Source organism: Aphanizomenon flos-aquae FACHB-1287 (genome assembly GCF_014698755.1).
Lineage (GTDB): Bacteria > Cyanobacteriota > Cyanobacteriia > Cyanobacteriales > Nostocaceae > Dolichospermum > Dolichospermum flosaquae.
This window is the reverse complement of record NZ_JACJTO010000003.1, coordinates 152,218-170,577: the sequence shown is the minus strand read 5'-3', so window position 1 is coordinate 170,577 and position 18,360 is coordinate 152,218. Positions and strand designations below refer to the sequence as shown.

Here is an 18,360-nt window from a genome sequence, read left to right as displayed (position 1 = left end):
CTCACCTGGTTTTAAATTTTGTTTACAATAGTTATGGTGTTATGTAACAAAACGTTAGTGCTGACAGTATTGTGATATTCTGGTTTTGAGTTGGGCAGCGATCGCTCAATTGTGCCGTTGTACGGAAAATTTCTGCATAACTTGACAAAATTCCTTAGAGGCAACAACAAATGTATTTTAAACAACTACTGCTAGGATTAATGCTAGTAAACATTACAGCTTTTTTTGTAACTCCAGTCCGTGCTGATAATCCTTATGATGCTAAAGCTAGATCACTTGAATCAGAAGCAGACAGGCTGATAAATGCAAGTAAATCAACTTGTGATTTACTTTCTATTAAAGCGCGTAATTCTGGAGATGCTTACAGGGCTAGAGCTAAAGTTTTTGGAGAACATGATAAAGTTGCTTTACAGCATCTCAAAAATGGTATTTACTATGCCAGATTCGCTAAATTGAAGGGTTGTTCTTGGGCAAAAGATTTTAAGTATTAGTGTGATCGCTATTCGGAGAGCGATCGCCTAAAATTAGAGTAGTGCGATCGCTGTTTGGGGATGTTAGGGTGCGATAGCGAAGCGCGACCTAGGAATCAGGAGACTGTGGTGCAATTCAATGATGTTATTCAGGCATAATAACAGGAATAACCTTATTTTTATATTGATGATAAACCCTAAAATCACTATCTAAAGTGAAAACACTACTTCCTCTAATTAATTCACTCATTCTTACTAAACAAGCATCAGCTAAAGACATAGGAACGGAGTGATATTGTTTCATTAATTGCTTAATTACTGTTACTTCTTCACTTAAATTAAAAGGTATTTTAATTACTTCTGCTTCCAATAAAGATAAAATAGCACTTTCTCCTCCATGAACATTTTGTAATAAAAAACAAGATTCCGCAATAACCGCTTCACAAGTAAATAAAGGGGGACGTAAATTTTTCCATTTTTCTACTGTCCATTTATGAAGATTATCACTTTTATCAATAAAAGCCACTAAAGGCGAAGTATCTATAATAATTTCTGATTTCATTATTTACCAAATCCTTGAAGATACCTTTTATTAGTAGATAAATCACTAATCCCACTTTCTACAGATCCAGCCCATTCCTTAGCTAAATCATAAGCTGAAACCTCTTGATTGTCTTGTGATTTTGTTTTTTTACTGTGCATAAATTCCATAAAATCTAAGATAGTTTGTTGTTGTTCAATAGTTAGATTTCTAAATTTATCTAACAGTGTGTTTTCTTGAATTATAGGTTTATCAGTTGCTTGAGACATAGTTTTTCTGCAAAAATTAAACAGTTTTCATTAACATCATATCAAATTTTTAAACCTTCTACAAATTATTTGTGCGATAGCGAAGGGATACGTAGGAATCGCTGTTTGGGAATGTTGGGGTGCGTAAGCGTTGCGCTGCTGCAAGCAGTTCGCTTAAAATTAGGGTGGTTATGAGCGATCGCTATTTGGGGATGTTGGGGTGCGATAGCGTAAGCGCTGCTGCAAGCAGTTCGCCTAAAATTAGGGTAGTTGTGTGTGATAGCGAAGCGCGACCTAGGAATCACTGTTTAGGATGTTGGTGGGAGTTGTGAGCGTAAGCGTTGCACGACTTAGGAATCGCTGTTTGGGAATGAGTATTAAAAAATTAATTTATTGAACGATATAATATAAATAAGAATTAGATTTTTCCAAAGCACAAACAGAGTAAACATCATGCAAGAACAATTAACCGACTATCAACAAGAACTAACAGAACGCATTTCTCATGTTGTAGATAAACTATTTCGAGGTAGTAGTTTCTACATGGTGAAATTAGATCAATATGAAATGACCGCAACGTTAATAAAATTATTTAGCAGATTTTCCCCAGAAGAAATGAGAGCAATTAAAGAACATGATTTAACTAGAAGAATTAGTAAAATATTAACATTAGAAGCTGTTGCTGGGACATTAAATGATTTAACACCAGAAGAAATAGCGATTTTTGATGCAGCAGTAGCGAGAAAATAAAACCATGAATTTTTTACTTGATTCAAATATCGTTAGCTATGCGTTAAAGAAAAATACAACCATAAATAATAAATTGAAAGAGTTAAGCTTTCTCGGTGCAGAAATATTTATTAGTTGTATAACCTACTATGAAATTAAAAGAGGTTTAATATCTCTCAATGCTACTAAACAATTGGTAGATTTTCATGGATTTTGTAATGATTATCCTGTATTATTGTTAGATGATTTAGAAATTATTGAAAAATCCTGTGAAATTCATGCAAAATTAAAATCCAAAGGTACTCCTATCCAAGATGCTGACATTTTAATAGCAGCTACAGCAATTGTCCGCGATTTAATTCTCGTTTCTAATGATTCTGATTTATTAAGAATTGAAGGACTTAAATTAGAAAATTGGTTGTGATAGAAATTTAGGAATCAGTTGGGAGAGCAATCATTTAAAATTAGGGGGTTGTGAGCGATAGCGAAGCGCGACCTAGGAATCGTTTAAAATTAGGGTGGTTGTGGGCGATCACCGTTTGGGGAATGTTGGGGTGCGATTATGATTTTTTTGTCCGCGTTTATCTGCGTTTATCAGCGTTCACCCCTAAATCAAGGATCAAAAATAGGCGATCATTTAAAATTAGGGCAGACAAGATGCCTACCCCACAAGATGTTAAGCTAGAGATGATAACAAATCATTTTTCGCTGTTTCTAAAGCTTCTGGTAATTTACTTGCGTCTCTTCCCCCAGCTTGCGCGAGGTTGGGTTTTCCACCACCTCCACCTCCACAAATTTTCGCTACATTTCCTACAAATTTTCCCGCTTGGATTCCTTTTTTATTCACCTCAACACTAAAAGCAGCAACGATACTCACTTTTCCCTCTTCAGGAATAGAACCTAAAACTACCGCCCCATTACCAATTTTTTGCAGTAATCTTTCCGCAGCAGCTTTTAATGATTCTGCGTCAATATCTTCCATTTGAGCAACAATAATTTTATGTTCTCCGATCATTTCCGCAGTCTGTAATAAACTGTCAGATTTAACAATTGCTATTTGTGATTTCAGACTTTGAATTTCCTTTTCATTGTTGCGAAGTTCGGTTTGTAAAGTGGTGATTCTGTCGGGTATTTCTTCGGGTTTGACCTTAAAGCGATCGCACAAATCTTTGACCACTATATCACGCACATTCAAATAATCCAATACCGCCGCCCCAGAAACCGCTTCTATTCTTCTTACCCCGGAAGCAACTCCGGCTTCAGAAATGATTTTAAAAACGCCAATTTCCGCCGTATTATTAACATGAGTTCCCCCACATAATTCCATCGAAACACCTGGGAAATCAATTACGCGCACTTGATCACCGTACTTTTCCCCAAACATGGCTACTGCACCTTTCGCTTTAGCTTCGGCTATAGGCATCTCTTCCATTGTAGCAGGATGAGCTTCAGAAATCCAACTATTTACTAATTCTTCAATTTGGATAACTTCCTCACCGGTTAAAGCGCGGGGACAATTAAAATCAAACCGCAATCTATCAAAAGAAACCAAAGAACCAGCTTGAGAAATTCCTTCATCAACAACTTTTTTTAAAGCAGCTTGTAATAAATGAGTGGCTGTATGATTAGCTTGAGCGCGACGACGACAAGCGGTATCTATTTGTGCGGTAATTTCATCACCAATTCTAATTGTTCCCCGTTCAATGCGTCCGAAATGAATAAAGAAATCAGATTCTTTTTTCACGTCTTCAATTCTGACTAAAACACCATCACCGCTAATATATCCTTTATCCCCAATTTGTCCCCCAGATTCAGCATAAAAAGGCGTTTTATCAAGAACAATTTGTATTTCTGTTCCTGCTTCTGCGGCTTCTTCAGAAACACCAGCAACTAACAAAACTTCGATTTTTGCAGTAGTTGTTAATTGGTTATAACCAATGAATTTTGTAGAGTGAATATGTTCTGCTAGTTTATCCAAAGAACCTTGTACAGTTAAATCAATGGTTTCGTGTGCTGCTTTTGCTCGTTCTACCTGTTTTTGCATTTCTGCATTAAAACCATCAACATCAACAGTAATATTATTTTCTGCTGCGATTTCTTGGGTTAATTCTAAGGGGAAACCGTAGGTATCATAGAGAGTAAAAGCACTTTCTCCACTAATAGAATTTAATCCTTTTTGTTTGATATCTTCGATAATTTCAGCTAATAGCTTTTCTCCTCTATCAAGAGTTTTCAAGAAGTTAACTTCTTCCCTTTGTAATTCGGCTTTAATTGCAGCTTCTCTTTGTCGCAAATTGGGGTAAATTGATTCCGAAAGAGAAATTGCTGTTTCTGCAACTTGGTTAATAAATTCCCCAGCAATTCCTATTAATCTCCCATGTCTAACAACGCGACGAATTAAACGCCGTAAAACATAACCTCTTCCCACATTAGAAGCGCGAATTTCATCAGCAATCATGTGTACAACAGAACGGACATGATCACCAATTACCTTTAAGGAAGTTTTGGTATTTTCATCACTTTTGTGATAATCAATTTTGGCAATTTTCGCCGCAGTTTCGATAATCGGGAAAATCAAATCTGTTTCATAATTATTAGGAACTTTTTGGAGAATTTGCGCCATTCTTTCCAAGCCCATTCCCGTATCAATATTTTGATTTTGTAACGGCGTTAAATTTCCCGAAGCATCCCGATTATATTGCATAAATACCAAGTTATAAAACTCGATAAAACGCCCATCATCTTCTAAATTAATATGATCATCACCTAATTCTGGGTGAAAATCATAATAAATTTCCGAACAAGGACCACAGGGACCAGTAATACCTGATACCCAGAAATTATCATCTGCACCCATGCGCTTGATGCGTTTTTCCGTTACACCAATAGTATCGCGCCAAATGACAAAAGCCTCGTCGTCCTCCTCAAACACACTGACAACGAGATTTTCAGGGGAAATCCCAAACACTTGAGTAGATAATTCCCAACCCCAAGCGATCGCTTGTGGTTTAAAATAATCACCAAAGCTAAAATTCCCCAACATCTCAAAAAATGTATGGTGGCGTTTAGTGCGTCCCACATTTTCGATATCATTAGTACGGATACACTTTTGCGAAGTTGTAGCGCGTTTAAATTCAGGTATCCGTTGTCCCAGAAAAATCGGTTTAAATGGTAACATACCTGCTATAGTCAGCAGCACAGTAGGATCTTCAGGAACAAGAGAAGCACTTGGAAGCGGTTGGTGTCCTCGCTGCGTGTAGAAATCAAGAAATAATTGACGAATATCGTTACCGCTAAGATACTGAGGATTTGAAGACATGAGTGTTTAAGCGATCAAATTTAATTAATTGAGTAAAATCTGCAAAAAGCATCATTATTATTTATAACTTATGACAGTAAATATGAAAAATATTTAGCTTTCAGCATTTTTTGTCAGAATTTCCTATTACTGATTAGTATTAAATTATCATCAATTCATATACTTTAATTATATTTCCGTTAAAAAATGAAAATTAGAGAATTAAAAAGTTTAGATTCTTGTATGAACTGAGTTAGTTAAATATAACCAGCGTAAAATCTGGATATGATAGACAAAGAGTTTCTGTCTCATGCAAATTCATGTTACAATTAGAGAGTTTTAAAAAACAGTTGTCTTTTTAGTTTCCCAAATGAGCGACATCAAAAGAATAGACACAAACGCCTATGTGACAGTACAAGGGCAATATGCTGTAGTCAATGAAGGTTCTGGCTATGCCATTATCAATACTCACACAAAACAGGTAATTGCCCGCAATATCTCATCTTTCTTGGACTGTCTAAAAACTCTAGAGTATATCTTTAGTAATGCTGAATCTAAAAATTCAGATCAAATCCAAAACTCTGCTTTTATTTCTGAACCAAACACTCCTCCTAAATCAGTTCAAGAAAACATTAATTATGAACCTAAAAAACTAGATGAACTAGATTTTGCTCTTGTCAGAAGTCTAGCCTCGTATTTTGAAGAAATGAATGGTAAAATCCGCCATTATCGTAAAGATCATAATGCTTCAGAAGCAGAAGCAGATGTAATAGGAAGTTATTACCTAAAGACTGCTGGTATTGTTAGGGGTGTTAAAACTGAAAAAGATTTGTCAGAACTGATTGAACATATAGAAAACCTCAAGGAAAAGGTTAGTATATATCAGCATAAAGACTATAAATATCGTTGGTCTACAAGTTTAGAAAACAACGTTCTAGCTAAATTAAAGAAAATAATGGATAGACTCAAAAATTAATTAAAAGACGTTTTTATTACTGCTAATTGCAAAGGAAAAAATATGAAATTGCTTTTAGGAAATAGAGACGTTTAAGGTTAATTAAACGTCCCTAAATTTTGATTTTAATCTCTTATGAAACTACTGGAGGTTGAACTAAATTTTCTCCGCCTTGAACAACAGTTACAGATTCAATTTTATCACCAGCTTTGAGTTTATCTAAAATCTCTCTACCTTCAGTCAGATAACCAAATACAGCATAACGACCATCTAAAAGATTACGTCCTGCGGGAGTAAGTTCTGGGTCAAACAAAAAGAAGAAAATTTGAGAAGAAGCGCCATTATCATCACTTTCTGGACGGGCCATAACTAAAGCGCCAAAAGACGAAAATGGTAAAACCGGCATATCTAAATAACGCCCAGCTTCTTCGAGAGTAATACCGTAGGTTGGTTCTTTTTCACCTTGGACTAAAATCTCTAAAGGAATAGCCCGATATTTACCAGTTTGAGGGTCAATAAAACCGACTTCCTTACCTACAGGATCTCCAGTTTGTAAAAAGTAAGATTCTTCAGAACGGGTAAATTCTAAACCGTTATAAAAACCTCTTTGTACTAAATCCACGAAATTACCAGCGGTGACAGGTGCGCTATAGCCATCTACAACTACAGTCAAATCGCCCTTATTAGTTTTGAAAGCAATAGTAGCCCGTCCTTTGAGTTGGGGCAAATTACTGTACTCAGCAGGAACATCAAAGGGAAATTCCTTCACCATTGATTCTTCTAACAAGCTGACAAGATCCAGTAATTTAGCTCTTTCATCAAGAACTGCTTCCTTTTGTTTAGTTTTAACTACTTCTTGCAGTTTTGTAATGCCAGATTTCAATTCAGTCATCCAAGCTTGGGCTTGAGGTTGGCGTTCTTCCGGAATACTTGCTAATATTTGGGAAGGTTTATCGAGTATCCGGGATGCTTGCTTGAGGTCATTATTAACTGCACTCCAACGCTTATTTGCCCGCAGTTGGTTAGAAATATCTTCTAAACTAGCTTGTAGTTTACGTACGGGTTGATTATTTATCGGCAGTGCATAGCGCAACAAAGCCTTACCGTCAGTGATTGCGTTTCCCCGTGGTAAGCCAGCATTACTAGTGGCAGTCCACCCAGTCGTACTTATGCCTAAAAATATTGTTAAGAGCAATATTACCTTTAGGCTACTCTTCACCCAGGACTTAAATAAGTTCAACATGAAATTTCCCTTTCTTCAGCATCAAAGTGTTGACTGGAAGTAATTCACTAATTATCTTCCCACATTGAGGGACTGGGGATTAATGAACCAGGGAGCAGTTGTCAGTTGTCAGTTTCCCTGTTTCCTCTTTCCTGAGAACTAACAACTTATGGCGCGGGAAGGGTACAATAAATGCCGATTGTCTTGCAAAATTTGAAAGTTTCATGATCTCTAGTAACGACTTTCGACCTGGTGTTTCAATTGTATTAGATGGTTCAGTCTGGCGCGTGATAGATTTTCTTCACGTTAAGCCAGGCAAGGGTTCTGCCTTCGTGCGGACAACTTTAAAAAATGTCCAAACTGGGAAACAGTTAGAAAAAACTTTTCGGGCTGGGGAAACCGTTCCCCAGGCAACTTTGGAAAAAGTAACGATGCAATATACCTATAAGGACGGTGATGAGTTTGTCTTTATGGATATGGAAAGTTATGAAGAAGGTAAATTAACTACAGCGCAAATCGGCGATCGCGTCAAGTACCTAAAAGAAGGTATGGAAGTTAACGTAATTCGCTGGGGTGAACAGGTACTGGAAGTGGAACTACCTAATTCTGTAGTCTTGGAAATTGTCCAAACTGATCCTGGTGTCAAAGGTGATACTGCTACAGGTGGTACTAAACCCGCAACTCTGGAAACTGGTGCAATTATCATGGTTCCTTTGTTTATTGCCCAAGGGGAGCGAATTAAGATTGATACCAGAGAAGACAAGTATTTAGGCAGGGAGTGATTTTTCTCATTTTTTTTGATACTAACTGGGAATAGTGAGGACTAAAACCCAAATTGGTACTAATGATTTCAATCCCTTTTTTATAGAGGGATTAAATCCCTGCCTTACTGAGAATTTTAATTTAACAATTAGGTCGAGGTAAAATAATTGTGACATTAGACTTTAATGAAATCCGTCAGCTATTAGTAACTATTGCCCAAACAGATATCGCGGAAGTTACCCTCAAAAATAATGAATTTGAGCTAACAGTACGGAAAGCTGTCAGTTTTAGCAATAATCCCCAAGGAATGGTTAGTGGTGTAGTTAATGCTGGTATAACCCAGTTGGGATCTACAACTCCACCCAGTGCAATTTTTGAAGGAGGTGTAATAAATAAGGTTGTGGATAATTCTCTGGCACAACCTGCTCATTCTTCTTCACCAATTAATCAAAAATTGGTTGAAGTCCCATCACCAATGGTAGGGACTTTCTACCGCGCTCCTGCACCGGGTGAGGCTGCATTTGTGGAAGTGGGCGATCGCGTCAAAGCTGGTCAAAGTGTGTGTATCATTGAAGCCATGAAGCTAATGAATGAAATTGAAGCCGAAGTCTCTGGACAGGTAATGGAAATTTTAGTTCAAAATGGTGAACCAGTAGAATATGGTCAAGCTTTGATGAGAATTAACCCCGATTAAATATTAACAGGTAACTAACAACTGACAACTGACAACTGACAACTGACCACTGACAACTGACAACTGACAACTGACAACTGACAACTGACAACTGACAACTGACAACTGACAACTGACAACTGACAACTGACAACTGACAACTGACAACTGACAACTGACAACTGACAACTGACAACTGACAACTGACAACTGACCACTGACCACTGACCACTGACAACTGACAACTGACAACTGACAACTGACAACTGACAACTGACCACTGACCACTGACCACTGACCACTAACTAAAGCGGATAATTTTTCTGAAAACTTTCGCGGGTGAGTGGTTGTGGTATTTCCACACCTTCACCACCTAAAACCTCTAAGGGTTTACCGTTGACATCAATATATACTTTAGCTTGAGGATTTAAACTAGTAGCAGTATATACAACTTGTCCAACCCGTCCCATCATAGAACTGCTACCGCCACCAGTGGTAAAGTTTTCAGATAAGTTCACATGAACATCATTATTTTCCGCTTTTATTCCTAATAGTTCAGTCCCCTTGGGAATAGTGGTAGAATCACTACCTTCACTTGGCCCGGCTAATAAAGTTTTAAATGCTGCTTCTAAAACTTGGTCGGGTTGGGTAGCAGCAATTTTCAAGGGTTGGGGAACTAAAGCCAGCCGATTTTCTTTAGATTTGAGCCAATATATACTAGCAGTTTGTTCATTACCCTGTTGAGTTACTGGCTGCTTAATAGTTTGTGAGGAGTTGGTAGGTGTGGGAGTATCAGGAGTTTGGGCAGAAAACCAAGCTACACTACCACTTACTGCTACCACGGCTGCGGATATAGCTGCTACCACACCAGAAGAAATACTGTTAGTTCTTTGTTGGTCGTTCATATATAAAACCTACTGGATTAAGGACGGGAATACTATTTGTAAGATAAGCAGCGTGTTTATAAAGGTTTTATCCCCGATACAAGTCTTTGGTTATGATTTGTACATAAACTGCTGTTGCTGGTTTTGCTCTCACCTACTCTAATTGTAGAGTTATCTTTTTCGGTCCGTCACTTTTTCCTTTATCTAAATCTTATGGTTTTTTGAAAAAAGATTTAAATTAGAATTGGGTAAAATGTAGTACGCCAGTCAGTTGGTAACTGGATTATGAGGTATAATTTATATTTTCTTTTCACGCAGAGGGGCGGGAGGTAAGAGTTTAAGAAGGTAATTTTTGCAGGTTTTCTGAAAAATATGTTGACTGGCTTAACAAACGAGAATGATATTTTGGATTGGTGGGATGTATTTCCCGAAATTAAGGACAAGAAAACCAAGGATAAAATGGCAGAAAAAGCAGCAAAGCCGAATAACTCCGAGTCATTTGAACAAAAACTCTGGAAAACCGCCGATAAACTCCGCAAAAATATTGATGCTGCCGAGTACAAGCACATTGTCTTAGGCTTAATTTTTCTCAAATATATCTCCGATGCCTTTGAAGAATTGCACCAAAAACTGATTGCAGGTGAGGGAGAATACGAAGGAGCTAATCCCGAAGATCCAGAAGAATATTCAGCAGAAAATGTGTTTTTTGTGCCAGTAACCGCACGGTGGCCATCTCTCCAGGCACAGGCCAAACAGCCAACTATTGGCAAATTGGTTGATGAAGCTATGGAAGCTATCGAACAGCAAAACATCAAACGCTTAAAAGGGATTTTACCCAAAGTCTATGGACAGCAGAAATTAGATCAAAAGTCCTTAGGTGGATTAATTGATTTAATTGGTTCAATTACTCTAGGGGATGCCGAAGCACAGGCACAGGATGTATTAGGGCGGGTTTATGAATATTTCTTAGGACAGTTTGCCCTAGCTGAAGGTAAAAAAGGCGGACAGTTTTACACTCCAGAAAGCATTGTCCGCTTATTGGTAGAAATTCTCGAACCTTACAATGGGCGGGTTTTTGACCCCTGTTGTGGTTCTGGAGGAATGTTTGTCCAGAGTGAGAAATTTATCAAAAATCACCAAGGGCGTTTGGATGATATCTCAATTTATGGGCAGGAAAGCAACGAGACCACCTATAAATTGTGCCGGATGAATTTGGCAATTAGAGGCATTGACGGCTCAAATATTAAGTGGAATCCTGAAGGTTCATTTCTCAATGATGCTCACAAAGACTTAAAAGCGGATTTTGTCATTGCTAATCCTCCCTTTAACGATAGTGATTGGGGTGGTGATTTATTGCGAAATGATGGCCGCTGGCTAGATAAGGATCTTGTTCCTCCAGAGGGAAATGCCAATTTTGCTTGGGTATCCCATTTCATTTACCACTTAGCGCCCACAGGTTCGGCGGGTTTTGTCTTATCCAATGGTTCGCTGTCCTCAAATACCAGCGGTGAAGGAGATATTCGCAAAGCTTTAGTGCAGAAGGATTTGGTAGATTGTATTGTCATGTTGCCAACCCAGCTTTTTTATAATACAGGTATTCCTGCTTGCTTGTGGTTTCTCAGTCGGTATAAGAACGGCAATAAAAACAGGGATAGACACGGTGAGGTATTGTTTATTGATGCTTCCGAGTTGGGTTATATGGTGAATCGCAGTAGTCGGGCTTTTACGGAAGCTGAGATTAGCAAGATTGCTGATACTTACCATAGGTGGAAGAGACCCTCCCCTAGCCCCTCCCAGGGGGAGGGGGACAGGAATGAGGAAGTATCTGTGAGGGAGAGGGAAAGTCCCTACCGCGATATTAAGGGTTTTTGTAAGTCGGCTAATTTAGCTGAAATCGAAAAGCATAATTTTGTGTTGACTCCAGGGCGGTATGTGGGTATTCCTGATGAGGTGGAGGATGGGGTAAGCTTTGATGAGAAAATGGGGGCTTTAACGGCTGATTTAGCGGTGCAGATGAATGAGGGTTTGGCTTTGGATGCGGAGATTAAAATACAGTTAGCTAAGGTTGGGTTTTCTTTGGAGGTGAAATAATGGTTGCTATCAAAGATAAGTTTCCTAAATTAACACCCGAAGAATATTTTCTCTGGGAAGAAAAACAACTGCTTCGCCATGAGTATCTTAATGGTGAACTTTACGCCATGAGTGGGGGAACTCAAAATCATGGCCGAATTGCTAGTAATATTATTTTCATTGTTAAAGGTCATTTACGGGGCGGTGGTTGTCAGGTTGGTAATTCCGATTGTCGTGTAAATATTTTGGAAACGAAAGATTATGTTTATCCTGATGTGAGCGTTACTTGCGACGAGAGAGATAGGACTGCAATTGAAGCCATTCAATATCCCTGTCTAATTGTTGAGGTTTTATCTCCCAGTACAGCCAGTTATGACAGAGGGGATAAGTTTAGATTGTATCGTCGCAATCCTAGTTTGCAAGATTATGTTTTGGTTGATGCTGAGAAAATAGCGATTGATTTATACCGCAAGAATGATATCGGTAATTGGGAGATTTTTAATTATCAGTCTGGGGATAATATCGAGCTAAGAAGTATTGATTTAAGTTTTCCCATTGAGTCGGTTTATGAGGATATTGTTTTTGAGGAATTAGGATAAATCGCTAGTATTTCTATCAGTTTGGGAATGAGTCAGGATTGCTTTAAGGATATTTATTAAAGGTGCAGTTTGAGTTATGAGTGATTGGAAAGAAACAGAAATAGGTTTAATTCCTAAAGATTGGGATTATATACCTTTTAAACAAATTTTATCTGAGCCAACAAGAAATGGAATTTATAAATCTAAAGAATATCATGGCAAAGGAACAAGAGTTGTAAATATGGGCGAGATGTTCGCTTTTGATAAACTTCCTGATATCGAAATGTCGCGCATTGAATTAACAGAAGACGAGCTACAAAAATCATCTGTTTTAAAAGATGATCTTCTTTTTGCTAGAAGATCACTTGTGGCTGAAGGTGCAGGAAAATGTACATTAGTTTTATCTCAAAAAGAACCATTAACTTTTGAATCTTCAATTATCCGTGCTAGACCAAATCAGAAAAAAGCAAAATCAGAATATCTTTTCTATTTATTTACATCGAAATTTGGTAAATATTTATTAAAAACTATTTTAAGACAAGTTGCTGTTTCTGGAATTACAGGTGTAGATTTAATTAATCTTAAACTACCCATAGCTCCTTTAAAAGAACAAGAAGAAATCGTTTCTATTTTATCTTGTCTTGATGCGAAAATTGAGAACTTGAGGCGACAAAATGAAACTCTAGAACAAATCGCCCAAACTCTATTTAAGCATTGGTTTATAGATTTCGAGTTCCCCAACGCAGACGGTAAACCCTATAAATCATCTGGTGGTGCGATGTCTCCCTCAGAGTTAGGCGATATTCCCGAAGGTTGGCGTGTTGGGAAGTTGGAAGAATTAATAACAGTAAATCCGAAAGAAACAATTAAGAATGGTGAAATTATAAAATATGTAGATATGAGAGCATTATCTACTTCTAGTATGGAAATTACAGATTATGTAACTAGAGAATTTACATCGGGGAGCAAATTTAGAAATCAAGATACATTACTAGCAAGAATTACACCTTGTTTAGAAAATGGAAAAACAGCTTTTGTAAGTATCTTAGATGATGATGAATTGGCTTTTGGATCAACCGAATTTATAGTTTTAAGAGCAAAAGAAAATTGTTGTCCTGAATATGTATATCCTCTTGCCCGTAGTCCATATTTTCGAGATTTTGCTGTTAAAAATATGACTGGTTCATCTGGTCGTCAAAGAATACCAAATGATGTTATTTCAAATTATCAGTTATCTATTCCAGATATTCAAACAATTAAAAATTATCAAAAATTATGCTGTCCTCTATTCTTGAAAACAAGTTCTAATCAAAAACAAATCCAAACCCTAACTAAAACCCGTGATACCCTATTACCTAAATTAATGAGTGGACAACTCCGCGTAAAGTGATAGATAATCTATGAAAACCATAAAAAAAGTTGTTTTAACAGATAAATGTGGAGTTTGTAATGGATAGATTAAAAGAACTTATAAATAATTATAGTAGATGGACAAATCTATCAAATTATATTATTAGAATTGAATATCAAATAGACAACGATATTACAGCAGCTATAGGCTCTACCAAATCACTTTTAGAGTCCATTTGTAAAACTATTTTAGATCACGAAAAAGTAGAATATGATAGAAATGACAATATTAATAAATTGGCGAAAAAAACAATTCACTCATTTAACATTGAAAATCCTGATAAAATCAGTCTATTTGGTAATGCACTAGTAACATCTATCCATAATCTAGGAGAGCTAAGAAATTACATAGATGAAAGTTCTCATGGTAAAAGTTTATTCGATAAAACTCAAAAAATTGATTCAATAACTGCATTATTTCTGATTAATTCAGCAGAAACTATAGCCTGTTTTTTAATTGAATTTTACGAAATAGAGCATCCTAGAAAAAAGGGAGAGAATGAATTTAGGTTTGAAGAAATGCAAGATTTTAATGATTATATAGATAATGAGTATGGCTATATTGAAATTGCCAAAATCTCCTATGCTACCAGTGAAGCATTATTTGCAATAGATAAAACTGCTTATAAAGACGAATATCGAAAATATTTAGAGGTGGTAAATGAGCAAACTAACTGAAGAAAAAATAGAAATTTTTTTAATAAGTTTGTTAGAGAACTTAGGTTTTGAATACAAACATGGCGTTGATATTGCTCCCAATGCTGAAAAACCAGAACGACAAGTTTACAGCGATGTCATTCTTACAAATCGTCTTAGTCATGCAATCTCTATTCTAAACCCATCAATTCCCCATGATGCCCAATATCAGGCACAACGGGAAATATTTAATATCGCCAGTTCCGACTTACTCAACAACAACGAAATATTTCATAAATACCTCACAGAAGGCATTACCGTAGAATATCAAAAAGACGGCCAAACCAGAGGCGAACCCGTGCAATTAATTGACTGGGAACACCCGGAAAATAACGAATTTCTGGCAGTAAATCAATTTACAGTCATTGAAGATAATCATAACCACCGCCCCGATATCGTCTTATTTATTAACGGCTTACCCCTCGTCGTCATTGAACTAAAAAACGCCGTTGATGAAAAAGCCAATCTCAACGCCGCCTATAACCAACTGCAAACCTATAAACAGAGAATCCCCAGCCTATTTACCTATAACGCCCTATTAGTAATTTCCGATGGACTTTTTGCCCGTGCTGGTTCACTTACGGCTGGCTTTAACCGCTTTTTGACGTGGAAAGTACCTCCCTTAGCAGGTGAGGGAAATAGGCAAAATCCAGAAATCAATGAACTAGAAATTTTAACCAATGGCTTACTCAATAAGCAAACTTTACTAGATTTAATTCGCCATTTTACTGTGTTTGAAAAGTCCAAAACCACAGACTTAAAAACAGATATTGTTAGCATTACCACAGTTAAAAAAATCGCCGCCTATCATCAATATTACGCCGTTAATAAAGCCATTCAGTCTATTATTGGGGTGTGTAAGAAGCCCTCCCCTAACCCCTCCCAAGGGGAGGGGGACAAGAAGCGAATTAGGGACAAAAATCTCAAAGTCCCTCTCCCAGTGGAAGAGGGATTTAGGGAGAGGGCTAACTATCGCGGAGGATTAAATATTACGACTTTAATAGAAAGAGTTCGGGAATTAAGAAAAAATCAAACTCCGGCAGAGAGTATTTTTTGGGAATTGGTGAGAGGAAAGCGTTTTTTAGATTTGAAATTTCGGCGACAACACCAAATTGGTAACTATATTGTTGATTTTTATTGCCACGAATACCGTTTGATTATTGAATTAGATGGTGGTATTCACAATACACCGAAACAAAAACAGCGGGATGAGGATCGTGATTGCTATCTCAAATCTCTAGGTAATACGGTTTTAAGATTTCCTAATCAGTCTATATACAATGATACGGAAATGGTGTTGAATGCGATCGCTCATCAAATATCTCATACTACAGAAGGCACGGGTAAAGGCGGTGTTATATGGCACACTCAAGGCAGCGGTAAATCCTTATCAATGGTATTTCTAGCCGGAAAACTGGTTTTAAATCCCCACCTCCAGAACCCCACCATTGTCATGTTGACAGACCGCAATGATTTAGATGATCAACTATTTGATACCTTTGCTGGTTGTCAACAACTCCTCAGACAAGACCCCCAACAAGCAGAAAATCGAGATCAGGTGCGGGAATTGCTCAACACCAACTCAGGCGGTATCATTTTCACCACTGTCCAGAAATTTTCCCCTGCTGACGGCGAAACTCTTTATCCCCAAATTAGCCCCCGCCCGAATATCATTGTCCTAGCGGATGAAGCCCACCGCAGCCAATACGGGTTCACAGCTAAACAAGTTAATGTCCTTGATACTGAAGGTAATATAATTGGTAAACGCACCAAATACGGCTTTGCCAAATATATTCGACAGGCTTTACCTCATGCTACCTTTGTCGGCTTTACCGGCACACCCGTAGAACAAACGGACAAAAACACTCCCGCCATTTTCGGTAATTATATTGATATCTACGACATCTCCCAAGCGGTCGCCGATGGGGCTACAGTGCCGATTTATTACGAAAGCCGCTTAGTCCCAGTGGATTTAGACGCAGCCGGGAGACAACTTTTAGATGAACTAGACGAAGACCTCAGCTATGAAGACCTCAGCACTACTCAAAAAGCCAAAGCTAACCAAACTCAATTAGAAGCAATTGTCGGTTCTACGCAACGATTACAACAGATTGCCCAAGATATCGTTACCCACTTTGAAGCACGACAACAGGTAAATAAGGGCAAAGCCATGATTGTCACCATGAGCCGCTTAATTGCTGTTAATCTCTATGCTGCTATTATTCAACTCCGCCCAGATTGGCACAATCTAGATATTAACTTGGGCAAAATCAAAGTTGTCATGACTACCTCCGCATCTGATGATGGTAATTTAGTTAAACATCACACCAGTAAAGGTGAACGGCAAACCCTCGCCCAACGCCTCAAAGACCCGGAAAACTCCCTAGAATTAGCCATAGTCTGCGATATGTGGCTGACAGGCTTTGATGCCCCATGTCTGCATACCATGTATATTGACAAACCACTGAAAAGTCATAATTTAATGCAAGCGATCGCCCGCATTAACCGCGTCTATTTTGAAAAAACAGGGGGACTAATTGTAGACTATTTGGGACTGGCTGCTGAACTCAAAAAAGCCCTATCCTTCTATGCTCAAAGTGGCGGAAAAGGGGCATTAACCCTAGATCAAGATGTGGCTGTGGGCATACTTCTAGCCAAACTAGAAATAGTTGAACAAATCATGTCAGGCTTTGCCTATCAGCATTATTTTCACACTGACACCAGCGAAAAACTCAATATCCTTAAAAATGCCGTTAACTATGTAGCTACACCGACTATCAAAGATAGATTTTTGACAGAAGTTAACGCCCTATCAAAAGCCCATTCTCTGGCTGTTCCTCACCATGAAGCGCTCGCCGCCTCGGAAACTATCTCCTTTTTCCAAGCCATTCAAGCCAGCCTCAGAAAACTAGAAAGCAGTGGTAATAGTAAACTCAACCATCGAGATATCGAAACCGCCATTCGTCAAGTTGTAGATCAGGCTTTGGTATCCAATGCTGTAATTAACATTTTTGATGAAGCAGGAATTAAAAACCCTGATATTTCCATCATCTCCAATGAATTTATGGCAGAAGTGCGGGGGATGGAACATCAAAATCTGGCGGTGGAACTGCTACAAAAATTACTCAAGGATGAGGTAAAAACCCGCAGTCAGACAAATATTGTCCAAAGTCGCAAACTCTCGGAAATGTTGGAAGATACCCTGCGCCGCTATCGTAACCAAGTTATCAGTGTGACAGATGTTTTAGAAGCACTGCTGGAACTGGCAAAAGACACCAAAGCTGCTGATGCTAGAGGTGAAGAACTAGGATTAGAACCTTTTGAATTGGCCTTTTATGATGCCCTCTCCCAAAACCAGAGTGCCCAGGATATTATGGGTGTTGATAAGCTGCGGGAATTAGCAATTGTTCTAGTGGAGAAAATCCGCCAAAACGCCTCTATTGACTGGAATCTCAAGGAAAGTGTGCGCTCTCGGATGAAGATTGCTGTTAAGCGGCTGCTGCGTAAATATGGCTATCCCCCCGATATGGAAGCCCTAGCAATGGAACTGGTTTTAGAACAAGCCAAAGTTTTTACTGAATTTGAGATTTCCACACAACAGTAAAGAATAGTATGATTGGATTGTATAATAAACTAGGTAGGGGATGTAAATTCAATTCTTGTCCCATAAACCGTTTAGATATTTAGGTGTGGTACTTTAAAAATAAAAATGCTGTATTTTCATGTCAATTGTAAAGATTTGTGAAAATAAACGTCCGTCTATATAGAAAGTGATAGATTTTTGGAAATTGTGGGTACTCTCTACTAAGTAGGGGTAATTGAGG

Annotated in this window: 17 protein-coding genes; 11 read left to right on the top strand and 6 right to left on the bottom strand. The window is 38.0% G+C overall.

All coding sequences use genetic code 11. The features are described 5' to 3' along the window. Window positions 1-170 precede the first annotated feature (170 nt). Entirely contained in the window at window positions 171-491 is a 321-nt protein-coding gene (locus tag H6G44_RS02795; protein WP_190385505.1) for a hypothetical protein, read from the top strand. Between the two features lie 124 nt (window positions 492-615). Here H6G44_RS02795 and H6G44_RS02790 read toward each other — a convergent pair whose 3' ends face one another. Together H6G44_RS02790 and H6G44_RS02785 are read right to left on the bottom strand one after the other, a co-directional pair. Beyond that, window positions 616-1,032: a type II toxin-antitoxin system VapC family toxin gene (locus H6G44_RS02790; protein WP_190385506.1), complete on the bottom strand. Its 417-nt coding sequence runs from the start codon at window positions 1,030-1,032 to the stop codon at window positions 616-618. Beyond that, entirely contained in the window at window positions 1,032-1,280 is a 249-nt protein-coding gene (locus H6G44_RS02785) for a hypothetical protein (RefSeq protein ID WP_015078629.1), read from the bottom strand. The genes H6G44_RS02790 and H6G44_RS02785 overlap by 1 nt, the downstream gene beginning before the upstream one ends. 432 nt (window positions 1,281-1,712) lie before the next feature. On the opposite strand from H6G44_RS02785, the gene H6G44_RS02780 reads away from it, so the two are divergent. Next, entirely contained in the window at window positions 1,713-2,009 is a 297-nt protein-coding gene (locus tag H6G44_RS02780; RefSeq protein ID WP_168652616.1) for a hypothetical protein, read from the top strand. Window positions 2,010-2,013: 4 nt separating this feature from the next. Then, window positions 2,014-2,412: a type II toxin-antitoxin system VapC family toxin gene (locus H6G44_RS02775; protein WP_190385507.1), complete on the top strand. Its 399-nt coding sequence runs from the start codon at window positions 2,014-2,016 to the stop codon at window positions 2,410-2,412. A gap of 252 nt (window positions 2,413-2,664) precedes the next feature. Here H6G44_RS02775 and alaS read toward each other — a convergent pair whose 3' ends face one another. Continuing rightward, a complete protein-coding gene (alaS, locus tag H6G44_RS02770; RefSeq protein WP_190385508.1) occupies window positions 2,665-5,307 on the bottom strand; it encodes an alanine--tRNA ligase in 2,643 nt (880 codons plus the stop codon). 349 nt (window positions 5,308-5,656) lie between these two features. Between alaS and H6G44_RS02765 the strand changes: the two genes are divergently transcribed. Further along, window positions 5,657-6,262, top strand: a complete 606-nt coding sequence (locus H6G44_RS02765) for a hypothetical protein (RefSeq protein ID WP_190385509.1) — start codon at window positions 5,657-5,659, stop codon at window positions 6,260-6,262. Between the two features lie 112 nt (window positions 6,263-6,374). Here the strand turns inward: H6G44_RS02765 and H6G44_RS02760 are convergent, their stop codons facing one another. Continuing rightward, window positions 6,375-7,484, bottom strand: coding sequence for a peptidylprolyl isomerase (locus H6G44_RS02760; RefSeq protein WP_190385510.1), 1,110 nt, complete (start codon window positions 7,482-7,484; stop codon window positions 6,375-6,377). A gap of 203 nt (window positions 7,485-7,687) precedes the next feature. Between H6G44_RS02760 and efp the strand changes: the two genes are divergently transcribed. Together efp and accB are read left to right on the top strand one after the other, a co-directional pair. Then, window positions 7,688-8,245, top strand: coding sequence for an elongation factor P (gene efp, locus H6G44_RS02755; RefSeq protein WP_190385511.1), 558 nt, complete (start codon window positions 7,688-7,690; stop codon window positions 8,243-8,245). 149 nt (window positions 8,246-8,394) lie between these two features. Continuing rightward, window positions 8,395-8,919: an acetyl-CoA carboxylase biotin carboxyl carrier protein gene (gene accB / locus H6G44_RS02750; RefSeq protein WP_190385512.1), complete on the top strand. Its 525-nt coding sequence runs from the start codon at window positions 8,395-8,397 to the stop codon at window positions 8,917-8,919. Between the two features lie 3 nt (window positions 8,920-8,922). Here accB and H6G44_RS02745 read toward each other — a convergent pair whose 3' ends face one another. Together H6G44_RS02745 and H6G44_RS02740 are read right to left on the bottom strand one after the other, a co-directional pair. Beyond that, window positions 8,923-9,186, bottom strand: a complete 264-nt coding sequence (locus H6G44_RS02745) for a hypothetical protein (RefSeq protein WP_190595356.1) — start codon at window positions 9,184-9,186, stop codon at window positions 8,923-8,925. Between the two features lie 17 nt (window positions 9,187-9,203). Continuing rightward, a complete protein-coding gene (locus H6G44_RS02740) occupies window positions 9,204-9,803 on the bottom strand; it encodes a GerMN domain-containing protein (protein ID WP_190385514.1) in 600 nt (199 codons plus the stop codon). A gap of 384 nt (window positions 9,804-10,187) precedes the next feature. Here H6G44_RS02740 and H6G44_RS02735 point away from each other — a divergent pair, with 384 nt between their 5' ends. From H6G44_RS02735 to H6G44_RS20130, 5 genes are all read left to right on the top strand, one after another. Further along, window positions 10,188-11,873 carry a class I SAM-dependent DNA methyltransferase gene (locus H6G44_RS02735; protein ID WP_242031651.1) on the top strand — a complete coding sequence of 562 codons (1,686 nt, stop codon included), beginning with the start codon at window positions 10,188-10,190 and terminating at the stop codon, window positions 11,871-11,873. Beyond that, a complete protein-coding gene (locus tag H6G44_RS02730) occupies window positions 11,873-12,451 on the top strand; it encodes a Uma2 family endonuclease (protein WP_190385515.1) in 579 nt (192 codons plus the stop codon). The genes H6G44_RS02735 and H6G44_RS02730 overlap by 1 nt, the downstream gene beginning before the upstream one ends. Before the next feature lie 76 nt (window positions 12,452-12,527). Further along, a complete protein-coding gene (locus H6G44_RS02725) occupies window positions 12,528-13,820 on the top strand; it encodes a restriction endonuclease subunit S (protein ID WP_190385516.1) in 1,293 nt (430 codons plus the stop codon). A 59-nt stretch (window positions 13,821-13,879) separates the two neighbouring features. Beyond that, window positions 13,880-14,518, top strand: a complete 639-nt coding sequence (locus tag H6G44_RS02720; RefSeq protein ID WP_190385517.1) for an abortive infection family protein — start codon at window positions 13,880-13,882, stop codon at window positions 14,516-14,518. Next, on the top strand, window positions 14,502-18,140 hold the full coding sequence (locus H6G44_RS20130; RefSeq protein ID WP_190385518.1) for an HsdR family type I site-specific deoxyribonuclease: 3,639 nt from the start codon (window positions 14,502-14,504) through the stop codon (window positions 18,138-18,140). Before H6G44_RS02720 ends, H6G44_RS20130 begins: the two co-directional genes overlap by 17 nt. The last annotated feature ends 220 nt before the right edge of the window (window positions 18,141-18,360 follow it).